Below are 15,457 nucleotides of genomic sequence, written 5' to 3'. Positions count from 1 at the left end.
GTGTTGGCGTCGGTCACCGATCCGATGTACTTCGGGCGCACCGCGCACGCCAGCATCATCGGCGGTAAGTCTCTCGGATCCAGCGGCTCGGGATGGGACACCCATGACGAGGCCTACGGGATCTCGTTCACCGACTGCGAATCGGTCGGCTCCTACAAGGGAATCGACGCGGTGGGCGCGGGCGGCACCTTCCGCGGCAGGTACATCACCGTCACTCGGCTCAGGGCGTACAAGTGCCGCTACGGGCTTCAGGTGTTCGAGCAGTCCGACGAATCCACCATCGGCGTTGTTCTCGATCACTGCGAGGCCATCGACTCGACCCGGTATGGCCTGTACACCACCGCGTTGACCGCCGATGGCGGCGTTCGGGTACGCAACTTGTCGGTGGTGGGCGGCAGGTACGAGGGGCGCGAAGCGGGGATGCGCCTCGAGTACTCCGATGTCACCCTGGGCGGCCGACCGATCTCCAAGATCGCACCCACCCCGTCAAGTCCGCCGTCGACCGCCTGGGGGATCTACGCTCACGAGGCCACCGTGCTTAACGGTGACTCGCTGACAGTGGATTTCGACTTGAGCGGCGCGACGAACAACACCGTCATCTCTAACACCGCAGGCTCACACGTGAGCGTGGACAACGTTCACGTGGAGGCGGGGTCGCAGCACATCAGCCGCCTGTTCACCGGCGGACTGACCCCCGGCACATCCGAAGGCCGAGGTTGGGTGCTCAGTGAAGCACCCGCGAGCGCCACCATCATCTCCGGGTACACCACCGGCCAGGCGAAGGTCGAATACCGGGTGCGCGGCACGGGAGCATCGGGCACCGGGTATGTCGCGCAGACCGTCACCGCCGACGCCCAAGCCCCGGCGCTGGCCGACAGGTCCGACCCCGTCGTCGTTCTCGGCGTCACCTGCACAGGCGGCAGCTGGTATCTGGGAAAGATCCCAGACGGTATAAATCCCGGGCAGATGCGGGTCGTCCGCAACGTCGGCGGGTCGAACACCGTCACCGTGCGCGACGGCACCGCCACCTACGGCACGAGGATGCGCGGCGGTGACCGGGAACTTGCACCCGGTGACGCTGTGGTGTTGATCTGGGACGGCGCGCAGTGGACATCGGCGGATTCGGCGACCACCTCGACCGACATCCTGTCCAGCCTCACGGCGAACGCCGCAGCGGCCCGCGCGGCGATCGACACACCCACGGTGGGTCAGGCATCCCCGGCGAAAGCGTTCTCCGATCTGATCGGCTGGACGCATGACCCCGCGACGGCAACGCTGGCCTCCACGATCCTGCCCGCTGCGGCGACGATCTACTTCTGCCGAATCCCCCTGCGTAAGCAGGAGACGATCACCAACGTCATCCTGAACCTCGCCACCGTGGGTGCGGATCTGGTGAACGCTTTCGTCGGCTTGTACAAGAGTGACGGAACCGTGTTGGGGCAGTCGGCGGACCAGTCGGCGGCGTGGGGTTCGGGCGGTTCGACCGGTCTGAAAACCGTCGCTCTCGCATCGCCTGTCGTGGTTACCCCGACGAGCACAACCGACTTCGTGTGGGCCGTGGTCTATGTCGGGGCAGCAACCACTCTGCCGACGTTCAGCCGAAGCAGCACAGGGCAGTCGTCCATCCTCAACGCCGGGACCACATCGTCGCGGCGCAGGTTCGGATCGCTGGCGCTGGCATCCACAGCGACCCTGACGCCGGTCACCCCATCCGCAATGTCGCTGGCGTCGTCGTCGTACTGGATGGCGCTGTCGTAACCCCCCAGAACCCCCTGCGGCTAACCGCTGGGCGCATAAATTGGGCGGTCAGCGGGTAAGCCATGCGGTCACCGACTACTTTTAAATCGGTTATTTACCAATAGATTTCGGCGCTCTAGAGTCATCGCCATGAATGCAGAACACGTCACCGAAGATCAACCGATAGCAACACCTGGACTGCTGCCGCCAGCCGATGCGACCGAACTGTTCGCATGGGAAAGCCACGACGACGGGCTGGCGACGCGCGAGTTCGTCGGCGCGGTGCGCGAGGCCGCCGGCTTCACTGTCCGCGTCGAAGGCGTGCAACGTGAAAACGGCACCTGTACCCGCCGGATCTCGATCGAGCAGACCGGCATCCGGTCCGGACTCCTCGAGACCGAAGCCGCGCGGCAGCTCGCCGCCGCGATCGCATCGTCCGCCTACGAGATCGATCACACCACCGGAGGGCCGAACCGTGGTTAGCGGACCGAGGCCCTACACATTGCCGGCGGAGTGGGAATCAGCGTTGCGCGGTTGGGTTGTCTGGATGCAGCTCGGCGGGCTGGCCGGTACAACACTTCGACTGCGCCATATGCATCTCCGAACATTCGCGCGGCAGTCGAGGGTTGCCCAACCGCGGGATGTGACCCTCACGGACGTCGTGGCATATTGCAGCGCTCGGCCCTGGTCGAACGAACACCGGAAAGGTGTACGACGATCTCTCGTGAGCTTCTTCGACTGGTGTGGGCAAAACGGCTTCGCCACCACGAACCCCGCGGCCAGCCTCCCAAAGGTTCCTGGCACGAAGCCACGCCCTCGGCCTGCGACGGACGAGATCTGGGCCGAGCTGTTGGCCTCGAGCACCCCGCGGGTTCGGATGATGGCGCGCCTGGCCGGCGAGGTCGGTATGCGCAGGGCCGAGGTAGCCGCCTGTCAACGGGACGACCTGGTCCGTGACGCGGACGGGTGGGCGTTGATCGTTCATGGCAAGGGCGGCCGTCAGCGCGTCGTTCCGATCACCGACCGGCTCGCCGTCGCGATCCGCGACTACTGCCCGCGTGGGTACCTGTTCCCCGGCCAGGTCGACGGACACATCTCCCCGGACTACGTGGGCCGGTTGCTGTCTCGGTTGATGCCGCAGGGCTGGTCGATGCACAAGCTGCGGCACCGGTACGCCACGCGCGGCCTGGCCGGCACCAATGACCTGATCGCGGTCAGAGATGCGCTCGGACACGCCAATGTCGCCACGACACAGATCTACACGGCAGTCGCGCCGCGCGCCGTCCGGGCGGTGTCTGAGGCCGCGGCCGATAGCTTCGATCTACCCGCGCACGTCATCGCGCTCGACTCGCGCCGCCGATCGTGATCGTCGGTCGCGCGCTGCCCGCATTCTCAAGGTTTGTCGGCTTCGGACCCGGTACCCGCTTCGATCGAGCGCTGTGTGCCCATGACCGCTCGCCGGAACGCCGTGCCGTAATCGGTGACGGTCAGTATCCCGTGCTGACATTCAACGGTTCTTCCCTCGATGCCCCGGAACGACTCGCGCGCTTCGAGCACAAGCGGAGCCGTTTCGCACCAGTCGTACCGACCCTTTTTCGTCAGCGCGGTGGTGTAGTCCACTTCGACAAGGCCAAGCCTTATCCAGTTGTCAACAAAAACGGCTCGCTCGGGTACAGCTACTTGGCGTAACACCGACTCCGGTTCATCTCCGCCGCGACCCATCCAGTTAAGGACATGCCGAGCGATCACGACGTAGCCTTCCGGGTGGCCGGGAATCGACGACATTGCCCGAATTTCGACGATCGGATGTGTCGTCGCTGCTAAGACGGGTATTAGGGCGCTGGCCTCGTCGGCGTTGAGCTGCTGGATAACGCCAGCGAAGGACGGATGTGCGGTGCTCGCGACTCTGCGGTCTGACGCAGTTGCAATCAGGTTCAGGTACATTTCCCGCAACTCAGGTTCTTCGACTGTGAAGCCGAGACCCTGAATCGCCGGTCCGGCGAGCGACCCCTTCGGCGGGATCAGATCGTCTTCGGGAACATCCTTCAGCTTCTCCGCCATGTCTTCGGCGAACTTGAAGTCGAAATACTCCTTCGGGATCCCGGTGAGCCGACCCAGTGGCTGGAGGCACTTCAACCAGACGTGCTGCATGACTGCCTGTCGCCTCGCGCGGGCTTGCGCGGCAGGTTCGAGTTCGCCGGTCTGTTCGCCGATCCGCCGCAGAGCGTCGCGATCCTTGGGATCACCTTCGACTGCGCCGACGACGGCCTTCGCCACCGCCTTTCCCGCGCCCAGGGCGGAAATCGGATCATTTGGAGTCACGCACCGATGCTAACCAGGGCGTTACCCGCGAGACGCATAGCCGCGCCGGAACCGCGCAACCTGCGACCCCTGAACCTACTCCGACGAATCGTCCGCAGACCGTCCGCAGCACAACGCGCGCCAACGCCCGCAACGAACACAACTAACAGTGATCTAGCTGGGCGGATATGCGCTGCGCGAATAAACGCAAGGTCGCATCGCCCGAGAAGAGCAGGCTTAAAATCCGCCAAGTCTGGGTTCGAGTCCCAGTGGGGGCACTGAGAAAGGGCTGGTAATAGCGGTTTCTGAAAGCGCGGCAAGGTACTCCAGATCGCCCAACAGTGTTCCGGTAGACAGTACGGCCAAGCGGGCGCTGATATGCCGGCGGTCTGGCGGACCGAAGCGGCGGTGGCGAATACGCCGAATCCACGGCCGCACTCTGAGATCCCGCGCTCACAGCAGCGTCGCGCGCTCAGACATGGGAAGCCCCTGCGGGCAATGACCGGACGCGTGGTGCAGGTCCGCGAGAGTGTCTATGGCCCAAGAAGGACCAGTTCTCGAAAAGTGTCTACTCCGGCTTGCGGATGCTCTACGGTGGGCCGCGGTCGGAATGACCCGGACGTCAATTTCGAGATTGGGAGAACCATGGCGCAGCTGCCAGCTTGGATGGGTGCGGGCGTGCTCGCTGCCGGTGTGTCTGCCGCGATGATCGCCGGAGCCGACACCGCCAGCGCAGATACCGGATCTGATACGTCGGGAGCAGCCGCCAGTTCCTCCGACAGCGCCGATCCCGGTCCCCGCAACACCGCCCGCGACACCGGCGACACCGACTCGTCCAACCCGGCCGACACCGACACCGACGCCGACGCCGACGCCGATGCGTCCGACGTCGACGACCTGGACACCGCGGATCTCGACGCGGACGCCGACGCGTCCGACACCGACGCGGACGCGGATGTGGATGCGGCCGGACTCGACGACCTGGACGCCGCGGATCTCGCCGACGAGTCCGAGGACGCCATTGCCGACGAGACCGAGGACGCCGAAGACTCCGACGATCAGCTACCGGAGACCGGCTCCGACGATTCGGCCGGCCCGAGTCCCGGCGACGCCCGTCCCGTCGATCACGACGTCACCGCGTCGCCCCAACAACTCGACACCGTCGACGAGGTCGCCGCGGAACCCGAGCACGCCGAAGCCCCTGCCGAGGAAGCCGGCGAGCCCACCGCCGTCGAAGCCGAAGAGCAGCGGCTGCCCGTCGAGACCGCGGTCCCGGCCGCGACGGAAGCCAACACTGCTGCGGCGCAGCGCATATCAACCACGCTCAGCGAACCTGCCGCACTCGTTCAACCGCAACCGTGGACACTGCAAGAGATCGTGCAGTCATTGGTCCTGGACATCATCGGGGTGGCCGTGCGATTCATCTCCGGCCCCCCGGTGGCGGCACCGGGCACCAATGTGACCGTGCGCAGCTCCACCTTGGAGATCGCCGAGGGCCGCACCGTGCCGGCGGACTGGTACTACCCCGAAGGCGACGAGCCACCGGAGCGGCTGATCTACCTGCAGCACGGCTACCTCGGCGTCGGCTCGATGTACAGCTACACCGCGTCGTGGCTGGCCGACCGCACCAACAGCATCGTCGTCGTGCCCACGCTGTCGTCGAATCGGTATGTCCGCGACGGGTTCTGGCTCGGCGACGATCAGGTGCACCGCGCCACTGCCGACCTCCTACTCGGCGACCGCGACGCGCTCACAGCCAGCGCGGTCGCCGCCGGCTTCGCCAAGAAATACGGCGCCGGCGTCGCGTTTCCGGAGACGTTCACCATGGTCGGACATTCTCTCGGTGCCGGGGTGGCCGCCGGCGCGGCCGGGTACTACGCCGACGCCGTCATGGCCAGCGGCGCCACCAGCAGGCTGGCCGGGATCGTCCTTCTCGACGGTGCTCCGCCCGGAGATGTGTTGGCCGAGGCGCTCGACAAACTCGATGGTCTCGGCGCCTACGTGCCCGTGCTCGAGTTGGGGGCGCCACGGGAATCCGGTGCGCGCCGGGTGGACGAGGCGCTCAACGGCCATCGGCCCGGGCATTTCAACGGGCTGGTGCTCGACCGCGGTGCACACCTGGATTCCATGCAAGGCGGAAGCTGGCTCATCCAGCTCGTCTCGTACCTCTACCAGGGATTCCCGACCGAGCAGAACAAGTCGGCCGCACAGACGATCATCGCCGGATGGCTCAACGACATCTTCGCCGGCCGGATCGATCCGGCCACGGGTGCGTGCGAGGGCGACGACTGCGCCGGCATCTACGGTGAGCCTGGGCAGACCGTCTCCGTCGAGACGCCGAAAGGACCGGCCCGCGGTGCGGTGATCGGCACCGTGGTTGCGCCGACGAGTACCGAGTTCCAGCCCCCGTCGGTCAGCTCTCTGATGGCTCCGCGGTCCACCGCCGTGCGCCTCATGATTCAGGGGTGACTCCGCCAAGTCCCACATTTGGCGTTGCGTCCACGACTCTTCCAAGGCCGACGACCCGATCTCTACCGAAACGACGTCAAGGGGCACGCGCGCGGGCTGATGCTGTTGAACCACCCCGTGGTTGGCCCCCTCGACCTGAACTTCCAGCATCCGCCACTCTCCTTTTCACAGCGGAACCGATCAATCTGGGAGACAGCGATATTCCCGCTGCAGAACTGGCGCTGATCGCTCTGCTCGGTGCAAATCGCGACGAGTGACGTTTCACCGACCCTCATCGGATCGACGTGTTCCGGCGGGAGAACCGGCACATCGCGTTCGGACGCGGCATCCACCACTGCGTCGGTGCGCCGCTGGCCAGGATGGAGGGGAAGGTCGCGCTGGGACGACGCGAGCTGCATACGGATCCTGAAGAATTGCCGCGCATCGCTGCAAGAAGGTGGCCGCATCAACATCTTCGACTACCTCATCGGCGAAGTGGGCGCCAGGCCCCCCGAGAGCGTGCCGAGGTTTGTGGACCGCTGTGCAGGGTAGATCGCACCCAGTTCCCGCACAGAGATCTACGCAACGGAGGCAAGCCAGCCCATGTCCGGCACCGCAGCGCACGCGCAGCAAGAAGCACGCGATATGAGATCCAAAGTGGCGCGGGTCGGTTTGATCGGCAAGGGGGCGTTGTATTCGCTGTTGGGTTTTCTGGCGATCAACATCGCTCTCGGTAATCGCGACTCGGCTACCGAGACCGGGGCAATCCAGACGGTCGCACAGGCCCCGTTCGGCAAGTTCCTGCTCATCGCTCTGACCGCGGCGCTGATAGCGCTCGTCGGATGGAAGTTGCTGCAGGCGATCGCGGGGGACCCGGTCGAGGGGTCAGAAGCCAGCGATCGGGCAAAATACGCAGCCAAAGGATTCCTCTATGGCGGTGCGGCGCTCACGTCCCTTTCGATCCTGATCGCCAACTGGGGCGGCGCCCCGAGTGGCGGCGGATCCGGGGGCGGCGGCCAGCAGAAGGCCACCGCCGTGGTGATGGACCTTCCTGGCGGCCGATGGATCGTCATGCTCGCAGGGCTCGTTGCCGTCGGATTCGGCTGCTACTCGATCTACAGGTACTCGGTCAAAGCTGAATTCATGGAGCATTTCGGGTCGCTGCAGAAATCGGCGAAAGAAGCCGTGGAGAAGGTCGGTCGACTGGCTTACGCGGGAAATGGCGGCGTGGTGATCGGTGTCGGGGTCTTCCTGTTCCTGGCCGGCCTGAACTACGACCCCAACAACGTCAAGGGACTGTCCGGCATCCTGGCTGAGCTCGCCGGTCAAAGCTGGGGACAGCTTGTCCTGTGGTTGCTCGCGATCGGTGTGTTGGCCTACGGGGTGTTCGCGTTCATCGAGGCCCGGTACCGCAGGGCCACCTGACGCCGATTCCAGCCCCGCCGGTCTTCGGGCCTCAGCGGTACACGAGATCGATGCGACGGAACGCCCCGAGCGCGTGGTCATCGCGGAAGGCCTGGTGGTCGCGCCCGCAGCGCTTGTCGGCTTCCTCGGCATACCGCACGATGTCGTCGACGAACAGTTCCGGTATGCCGATGGCCTCCACGATGTCGGGTTCGACGTCGTGGTCGATCAGACCGGACTCATCGGAGCGTGCGTGCGCCTGGGCGACCACCTCGCCGCAGATCCGCGCGTACCGGCGCCACTGTTTGAACGACAGGTCGTCGAGGTCGATGTCGTCGCGGAACCACGAGCGTTCCCTGACCAGGAAGCTGATGCCGCGGTGCTTGATGCTCCCGTAAAACCGGTCGCCGCTGACCAATTGGACACGCTGGCCGTGGACCACGCGGTCGGCGTCGCCGTCCACCAGGTGCTCGGACGGTGGCACCAGGCCTTCCAGTGCAGAGCGTCGCGCCTGCTTGAGCTCGAGCAGTATGTCGTCGGAAGCATCGGCCAGTGGCCCCTCGATCATGACGTAGTAGCGCACCAATCCCAGCGATGCCGTTCCCTGACCGCGACGTTCGGCGACATCCTTCACGCGCATCTCCCCGGCACGCTCGGGCACCGACACACCCGCCTCGTCGACGTAGCGGTCGATCAGTTCCTGAAACTCTGCACGGCGGCTGGAGATGGGCACCAGCTTCCTGCTGGATCGGAAGCCGGTCGCTGTCTCGTTGTAGTACTTCTTGTGCAGCCACTTCGCCCTGCTGCCCGAGGTGGCGTCATCGATCAGGTCGGCCACCATGTCGGGGGCGTTGTCCCGACGAAGCGCCGATGCACTCTCGTGCTGGTCGGTGGCATAGGCACTGATCTTGTCGGCGTAGCCGTGGACGAACGAGCGGGTGATCTTGCAGCGCTTGCCGTGGCCGTATCCGCCGATCTCATCGGCGGCGATCATGAACCCGGTCGCTCCCCGTTTCAGATCCCAGGTGAAGGGGGCGTAGAACACCTCGTCGAAGTCGTTGATGCCGAAGATCGGCACATTGTCGGCATTGGGCATGACACCGAAGTTGTCCGGGTGGATGTCACCGGCGGCCAGCACCGTCGGCATCCAGGCGTCCTCCCCGGCCATATCCCGGTAGAAGAGCAGTGCAGTGCCCCGAAAGAACGAAAACCTGGACTGGGCCAGCTTGTCGAACTTTCCGAACGCCTCCTCGTTGTGCCGAGCGATGCGGAGTTGATGGTCCTCGCGAATGGTCTGGCGCACATGCAGGCGGCGGTCGTCACCGCTCAACATCCTTGGCAGCAATACCATTTCGCCGGCGGCGCGCGCGCGTGCCAGCAGCTGGAATGCCTCCATACGCGAGGCGGTCGCGGGCCTGCCTGAGCTCTCGTCGGCCGCAGCGTCGTCCTCTCGCGCTGACACCCGGCCGCCTGCGTCGGTGTCGTCGGCGCCGGTGTCGCCATCAGTGACGGTGGCCGGCGGTGACTCAGCCAGCATCCTGAGTATTTCGGCCTTCTTGGACTTTGGGGGGACGTCCACGCCCAACGCCTTGGCGGTGTTGTAGAGCTCTTTGCGGGAGGCAGCTTTGTCGTCCATGCTCACCGAGCCTATCGACACGTCTATCGCGGAGCCTGCTGGCGCACGTGATCAGTTGGTGGCCATGACTTCTAGCGTGGCCCGCTCACCGGAGCAGATGACGCCGACCGTTACGGACGCGGCAGCTTGCGGTGCAGCGGATTGGTCGACACTCGAGTGGCCCTGCGGTTGCCGCCCGGAATATTCGTGACCACGTCGGGGGATTCGGCGGTGGCCCGCGTCGCGTCGTGAAGCCGCATCTGCGAACTACGTCCCACGCCCAGTGCCGGTTTGCCGATCATCCGCTTCGCCGGGTCGCCGCACTGCGGGCACGCAGCGGTTTCCGGTGGCGCCGCGATGGGATGTTGCTCGATGAAGTCCACGCAGTCCTGCCGGCACCGGAACGTATAAGTCGGCATGGAAGAACGATAACGCCGCGGAGTCGTGCGGCGCTGCCGCGGTGATCGCGCTACGTTCGAAAGAGACAGTTCCCACACCGAAGCAAGCGCCCGACGCCCATCACGGAGGAGGCCACGTGCCCGAACTACTGTTCCCCCTCGATTCGACGAAGAAGTTCACCGACCAGCAGATCGTCGGCCACAACCGATGGCATCCCGACATTCCCGCTGCGGTCACGGTCAAGCCGGGTGACACTTTCCGCGCGCACTGCCGGGAATGGTTCGACGGCGCCATCCACAACGACGACTCGGCCGAGGACATCCTGAATGCTCCGCTGAAGGGGGTGCATTGTCTGTCCGGTCCGTTCGCAATCGAGGGCGCCGAGCCCGGTGATCTGCTGATCGTCGACATCCTCGACGTCGGGCCGATCCCGCAGGAGGACTCCGGACCGCTCGCTGGACAGGGCTGGGGTTACACCGGAATCTTCGCCAAACTCAACGGCGGCGGCTTCCTCACCGAGCAGTTCCCGGACGCCTACAAGGCGATCTGGGATTTCGCCGGGCAGACCACCACATCACGCCATGTCCCCGGGGTGAAGTACACCGGCATCGTGCACCCCGGACTGATGGGCACCGCCCCGTCGGCAGAACTGCTGGCCACATGGAATGCGCGCGAGGGTGCGCTGATCGCCACCGACCCGGACCGTGTCCCTCCGCTGGCCCTGCCTCCCGAACCCGAGGACGCCATTCTCGGCACGCTGACCGGTGGCGAATTCACCCGTGTCGCTGCCGAAGCCGCGCGAACGGCTCCGCCCCGGGAGAACGGCGGCAACCAGGACATCAAGAACCTGACGAAGGGAAGTCGGGTCTTCTACCCGGTGTTCGTTCCGGGCGCCAACCTGTCCTTCGGTGATCTCCACTTCTCACAGGGCGACGGCGAGATCACCTTTTGTGGGGCGATCGAGATGGGTGGATTCATGGATCTGCACGTCGATCTCATCAAGGGCGGGATGGCGACGTACGGCGTATCGGAGAACGCCATCTTCATGCCCGGCAACACCGATCCGCAGTACTCGGAGTGGATCGCGTTCTCCGGGACGTCGGTCACGCTGGACGGGGAGCAGAAGTATCTGGACTCCGATCTTGCCTATCAGCGCGCCTGCCTGCACGCGATCGACTACCTGACCAAATTCGGCTACAGCCCGGAGCAGGCTTATCTGCTGCTCGGGTCGGCGCCGATCGAGGGACGACTTTCCGGTGTGGTCGATATCCCGAATTCGTGTGCGACGGTCTACATTCCGACAGCGATCTTCGATTTTCCGATCGCGCCCTCGGCCGCTGGACCCGTTCAAGTCGACCCGGGGATGGGCGCTCCCCACGCCAGCTTCTAGAGATCGGGCTCCCAGGTGAGGATGCCCGCATCAGCAAGTAACGAGAGGTGCAGTCGGCCGTCCTGGACGAGATAGCCGCGTACCCCGGACAGGGACGTCGACACCCGCTGATCGAGCGATCCAGGCGGACAGCCCATTCTGGTCGTGGCGATCGGACCGAAGGTCAACTCGCCCGACATGCCGGACTCGTCGGGCGTGGACTGCCATGTCGAGGAACCTCGATTGCAGTCGATCTGGAACGACGCCGCGCCCTGCCCGTCGACGCGGGGTTCGAACCTGACGGTGTAGCGCTGCCCCTCGGGCACCACGGTGGTGCCCTGCGCGTCATCCATCGACTGGATCTGGGTCAGCCGCCACGCCGTGCCGTCCAGGGCGAAGACAGCATTCGCCGGTGCTGCCGTGCAGCCCAACAGCGACACCAGAGTGGCTACCAGTAACAATCCCATCCGCATGGTGTCGAACCTACCTAGTCTGGCCCAGAGTCTCACTGCCGGCGGTCCGTCCATTTGCCCGCGTCTGGGTGGCGACACAATTCTGACGGGTCACCTGAATCGCCGATTCCACCGTTGCGGACGTCCCTAGGCTGAGCGCGATTGTCAGGTCGAAGGGACGGCTCATGGTTTCAGCACGGGTGGGTGGGGTCGTCGTCGCGCTGGGTCTCGGCTACGCGGTGGTGGCAGCCACCGGGGTCGCGTCGGCCGACACAGATGGTGCTTCCGGAGCGGACTCGTCCAGCTCGTCACAGGCGGATCCATCATCGTCGTCCACCGGCACGTCGAAGCGAGAGGGGAGAGCAGAGCGCGACGACGAGCAGTCCTCTGAAACAGTTGACGACAAGCGTGATTCGCGATCTGAGCGCGACACACGGGCCGAGGCCGAGCACGATGCCGGCACCGAGCGCGCCGACACCGACGAGGATGCCGAGGACACGCCGGTCGCCCCGGACGAAGAGGCCGACGACTACGGGGAAACCGAGCAGGAAGCCGGCGTCACGCCGCCACCCGCTGTCGAAGACATCGACGTCACGACGACCGCGCCGCCGGAGTCGGCGTCGGTGGTCACGGAAGGGGGCATCGAACTCGCCTCGGCCGCGAGCGAAGGGCCTACCGAGCCAGTGGTGTCCACGGCGATGTGGACTGTGGCGGCAGCGGCGCGGCGTGAACTCGCCGACGACACCGTCACCGCTGCGCAGACCGCCGACAACGCCACTGCGGCGCCGGGTGTCATCGCGATCGAGCAGGTCGCGCCGTTGGCGTTCATCCAACAGATCCCGATTCTCGGTCCCGTTCTATTCACGCCCATTGTTGCTCTGCTACATCAGATTCCGATCGTCAGCGACGTCCTGCATCCGTTGTTCGGTTATCCGGTGCGATGGGGGCTGCCACGCGAGACGCCGGTATCCCGGGATGTCAGAGTGGTCTCCGCCGACGGCACCGAGATCTACGTCCACTTCATGCCTGCCTACGGTCTGGCGAAGGATCAGAGGGCGCCGTCAGTGCTCAACGGCCCCGGTCTGGGTGCGCCCGGTGCGACGAACATCGACGGCACGTTCCTCGATCCCATCCTCGCCGACTTCGTCGGTATCATGGGCGTCGGGACGTTGCGCCGGGCCGGCTACAACGTCGTCACCTGGGACCCGCGTGGCGAGTGGTACTCGGGCGGCACGTTGGAGCTCAACGCCGCGGAGTTCGAGGGGCGCGACATGTCGGCGATCATCAGTTGGATCGCCACCCAGCCCGAGGTGCAGCTCGACGAACCAGGCGACCCCCGGCTCGGAATGGTGGGCGTATCCTACGGCGGCGCAATCCAATTGGTGACTGCGGCGAACGACCCACGCGTCGACGCGATCGTGCCGGCCATCACCTACAACCGGCTCGACACGTCGCTCTACAAGAACGAGGCGTTCAAGAGCAGCTGGGCAACCCCGCTCACGGCGTTGCTCACGGTACTGGGCGGCCGCATCAACCCGCGGATCCTGCCCGCGACGGTCTACGGCGACCTGACCGGACAACTGCTCCCGAGTGACCTCGAGTTGTTCGTCCAACGCAATCCGGCCGTCGAGGACATCACCGTCCCGACCCTGCTGATCCACGGCACCGTCGACACGATCTTCTCGCTCGCCGAAGCCGACGCCACGGCGCAGACCCTGTTGGCGAACGGGGTGCCGACCAAGGTGGTGTGGTTCTGCGGCGGCCACGGCCTCTGTGCGGGCAACCTGTTCGATCTGCGCGACGGGGTACTGATCGAGCAGCGGACCCTGGCGTGGTTGGACCGGTACGTGAAGGACGATCCCACCGTGGACACCGGCCCTGAGTTCGAGTGGGTCGATCAACGCGGACAGTGGTTCTCGTCGGTGAAGTACCCGGTGACCAAGGGGCCGTCCGTGGTGGCGACGCTCACTGCCCGACGGACGCTGCCGCTGATCCCTTACCTCAGCGGGTCGGGTCTGCCGTTCGTTCCCTACGCCCTGCCTGCGATCAACGGGATAGAGCTCGAGGTTCCGGCGAGCGCTGCCACCACGTACCTGGTGGGTGCACCGACGCTGACGCTGACCTACTCGGGCACCGGCAGCGCCCGGCACGTCTACGCCCAGCTCTTCGACAACACCACGGGATTGGTCCTGGGAAGTATCGTCACGCCGGTGCCGGTGAACCTGGACGGCAACACGCACACGATCACCGTCGATCTCGAGCCGGTGGCACACACGCTGCGTCCCGGCGAGTCCGTCACGCTGCAACTCGTGTCGAGCGCAGGCCTGTATGAACGGGTGGTGCCGTCGCTGGGGACGCTCACGGTTTCCGACATGCAGATCTCGGTGCCGACCGCCGACCTCGTGTCCGTCCCGTCGTCGTCTGAACCGCAGTTGGCGACGGCCGTGGCGTAGGCCGAGAGTGCAGATCCGGGCACGTCGGATGCGCGCCCCTCGGCGCGTCAGGCTGACATCGGCCCCGCGGCGGGAGATGATACGCAAGTGGTTGATGTTGCGAATGTGACTAATGGGAACTCTGCCTCCGAGGCGCCGAAGCAGTCCGAGCCGTCCGCGGGGCAGGGGGAGCCCGCCGCTGCTGCCGACGCGGACGGGCAGCAGACCGCCGAACCCGCGGCCGCGACCCCGCCGCAGCAACGGACATGGAAGATGCCCAAGGCTCCGGTCACTCGGGAGCACGCGGACAAGCTCGGCCGGGTCGCCGTTGATGTCGTGAAGAGCACGGCCAGATTCGTCGCCGACGTGGCACGTTTCGTCGGCCGCGTCCTCAACCAGGCTTGGCGCGCGTTCGAAGGCGTGCCGACGGCGCTCAAGGTGTTCGTCGTCGCAGGACTTTTCCTGCTCCTCGGGCTTGCCGGCGCGATCGCGCTCGACAGTTCCCTCGGCCTGCTCTGCACCCTCGTGGTGATCCCGGTGTGCTCGATCACCCTCGGTGCCCTCGGGCACCGCTGGTACAGCGGACTCGCAGCCGAGCAGCAGTCCGAGCTGACGGACACCGGCCCCGCCGAACCCTCCACCTCGGATCTGCAGCGTTCCGTCGAGTACGTCGACAACAAGCTCGCGGTGGCGCTGAAGTCATTCGGCACCGAACGTCACCAGCAAGCGGTGATCGCCCTGTTCCAGGCCAAGACGGCCGTTGAACTCACGCTGGGAACCGAACAGGACACCAGCACCTACGGCGCCTTCCCGCTACCGGTCGACGACCAGGACCTGCGGCCGCGGATCCGGGTCGGATCGTCGTCGAAATCGCTGATGCGGGAAAGCAATTCATTGGCGGCGTCGTGAGCGGGCAGAGCGTCACCGGGCAGGTCGCGCTCGTCGAGGACGACCACACGCTCGTCATCAACCGCGGCGCCGAAGCAGGAGTGACGCCGGGCATGGTGTTCGCGGTGTATTCCGACATCGGTCAGGTGATCACCGACCCGGAATCCGGCAGGGAGCTGGGCAGGCTCAGGCGCGAGGAACTGCGGGTGCGGGTTTTCGACGTGCATCCGCTGTTCGCCCGGGCGCACACGTTCGTCCGGACCGACGACTTCCACGGCCTGTTCCAGATCCCATTCAGCGAGCGGTCGAGCGAGCACGTCGTCACGGTCAACGTCGGCGACACCGTCGCGTTGGTGCGCGGCGAGCGAGCGCCTCAACAGGCGGAGCGCAGCGGGACCTGACACCCGGCCGC

Annotated in this window: 14 protein-coding genes; 10 read left to right on the top strand and 4 right to left on the bottom strand. The window is 65.7% G+C overall.

Features of this window, described 5'->3' with window-relative positions; translation table 11 throughout:
- The 3 genes from WA965_RS26085 to WA965_RS26075 all read left to right on the top strand — a co-directional run.
- Nucleotides 1–1,758, top strand: a 1,758-nt coding sequence (locus WA965_RS26085; protein WP_526448206.1) for a hypothetical protein, incomplete at its 5' end; no start/stop codon positions are given.
- 129 nt (nucleotides 1,759–1,887) lie between these two features.
- Nucleotides 1,888–2,220, top strand: a complete 333-nt coding sequence (locus WA965_RS26080) for a hypothetical protein (protein ID WP_526295857.1) — start codon at nucleotides 1,888–1,890, stop codon at nucleotides 2,218–2,220.
- A 64-nt stretch (nucleotides 2,221–2,284) separates the two neighbouring features.
- Nucleotides 2,285–3,103, top strand: a complete 819-nt coding sequence (locus tag WA965_RS26075; RefSeq protein ID WP_526448205.1) for a site-specific integrase — start codon at nucleotides 2,285–2,287, stop codon at nucleotides 3,101–3,103.
- A gap of 26 nt (nucleotides 3,104–3,129) precedes the next feature.
- Here WA965_RS26075 and WA965_RS26070 read toward each other — a convergent pair whose 3' ends face one another.
- Nucleotides 3,130–4,059 (bottom strand): Abi-alpha family protein, encoded by a 930-nt coding sequence (locus tag WA965_RS26070; RefSeq protein WP_526295861.1) that lies wholly within the window; start codon nucleotides 4,057–4,059, stop codon nucleotides 3,130–3,132.
- 624 nt (nucleotides 4,060–4,683) lie between these two features.
- On the opposite strand from WA965_RS26070, the gene WA965_RS26065 reads away from it, so the two are divergent.
- The 3 genes from WA965_RS26065 (at nucleotide 4,684) to WA965_RS26055 (ending at nucleotide 7,911) form a co-directional block, all read left to right on the top strand.
- The gene (locus WA965_RS26065) at nucleotides 4,684–6,507 is read left to right on the top strand and encodes a hypothetical protein (RefSeq protein ID WP_526295863.1); all 1,824 of its coding nucleotides are present in this window, start codon (nucleotides 4,684–4,686) and stop codon (nucleotides 6,505–6,507) included.
- 284 nt (nucleotides 6,508–6,791) lie between these two features.
- Nucleotides 6,792–7,223, top strand: coding sequence for a hypothetical protein (locus WA965_RS26060; RefSeq protein ID WP_526295865.1), 432 nt, complete (start codon nucleotides 6,792–6,794; stop codon nucleotides 7,221–7,223).
- Nucleotides 7,132–7,911, top strand: a complete 780-nt coding sequence (locus tag WA965_RS26055; protein WP_526295867.1) for a DUF1206 domain-containing protein — start codon at nucleotides 7,132–7,134, stop codon at nucleotides 7,909–7,911. The genes WA965_RS26060 and WA965_RS26055 overlap by 92 nt, the downstream gene beginning before the upstream one ends.
- A gap of 31 nt (nucleotides 7,912–7,942) precedes the next feature.
- Here the strand turns inward: WA965_RS26055 and WA965_RS26050 are convergent, their stop codons facing one another.
- Both WA965_RS26050 and WA965_RS26045 read right to left on the bottom strand, forming a co-directional pair.
- Entirely contained in the window at nucleotides 7,943–9,526 is a 1,584-nt protein-coding gene (locus tag WA965_RS26050; protein WP_526295869.1) for a DUF2252 family protein, read from the bottom strand.
- Between the two features lie 110 nt (nucleotides 9,527–9,636).
- On the bottom strand, nucleotides 9,637–9,924 hold the full coding sequence (locus tag WA965_RS26045) for an FmdB family zinc ribbon protein (protein ID WP_526295871.1): 288 nt from the start codon (nucleotides 9,922–9,924) through the stop codon (nucleotides 9,637–9,639).
- 116 nt (nucleotides 9,925–10,040) lie between these two features.
- Here WA965_RS26045 and fmdA point away from each other — a divergent pair, with 116 nt between their 5' ends.
- Entirely contained in the window at nucleotides 10,041–11,294 is a 1,254-nt protein-coding gene (fmdA, locus tag WA965_RS26040) for a formamidase (RefSeq protein WP_526295873.1), read from the top strand.
- Here the strand turns inward: fmdA and WA965_RS26035 are convergent.
- Complete coding sequence (locus tag WA965_RS26035; protein WP_526295875.1) at nucleotides 11,291–11,740, bottom strand: META domain-containing protein; 450 nt, start codon at nucleotides 11,738–11,740, stop codon at nucleotides 11,291–11,293. The genes fmdA and WA965_RS26035 overlap by 4 nt on opposite strands.
- A 170-nt stretch (nucleotides 11,741–11,910) precedes the next feature.
- Here WA965_RS26035 and WA965_RS26030 point away from each other — a divergent pair, with 170 nt between their 5' ends.
- The 3 genes from WA965_RS26030 (at nucleotide 11,911) to WA965_RS26020 (ending at nucleotide 15,446) form a co-directional block, all read left to right on the top strand.
- Nucleotides 11,911–14,178 carry a S15 peptidase family protein gene (locus WA965_RS26030; RefSeq protein ID WP_526295877.1) on the top strand — a complete coding sequence of 756 codons (2,268 nt, stop codon included), beginning with the start codon at nucleotides 11,911–11,913 and terminating at the stop codon, nucleotides 14,176–14,178.
- A gap of 105 nt (nucleotides 14,179–14,283) precedes the next feature.
- The gene (locus tag WA965_RS26025) at nucleotides 14,284–15,066 is read left to right on the top strand and encodes a hypothetical protein (protein ID WP_526448204.1); all 783 of its coding nucleotides are present in this window, start codon (nucleotides 14,284–14,286) and stop codon (nucleotides 15,064–15,066) included.
- Nucleotides 15,063–15,446, top strand: coding sequence for a hypothetical protein (locus WA965_RS26020; RefSeq protein WP_526295881.1), 384 nt, complete (start codon nucleotides 15,063–15,065; stop codon nucleotides 15,444–15,446). The genes WA965_RS26025 and WA965_RS26020 overlap by 4 nt, the downstream gene beginning before the upstream one ends.
- Nucleotides 15,447–15,457 lie beyond the last annotated feature (11 nt).

Source organism: Mycobacterium sp. (assembly GCF_049683935.1).
Lineage (GTDB): Bacteria > Actinomycetota > Actinomycetes > Mycobacteriales > Mycobacteriaceae > Mycobacterium.
This window is presented reverse-complemented; position numbering and strand designations above follow the sequence as displayed.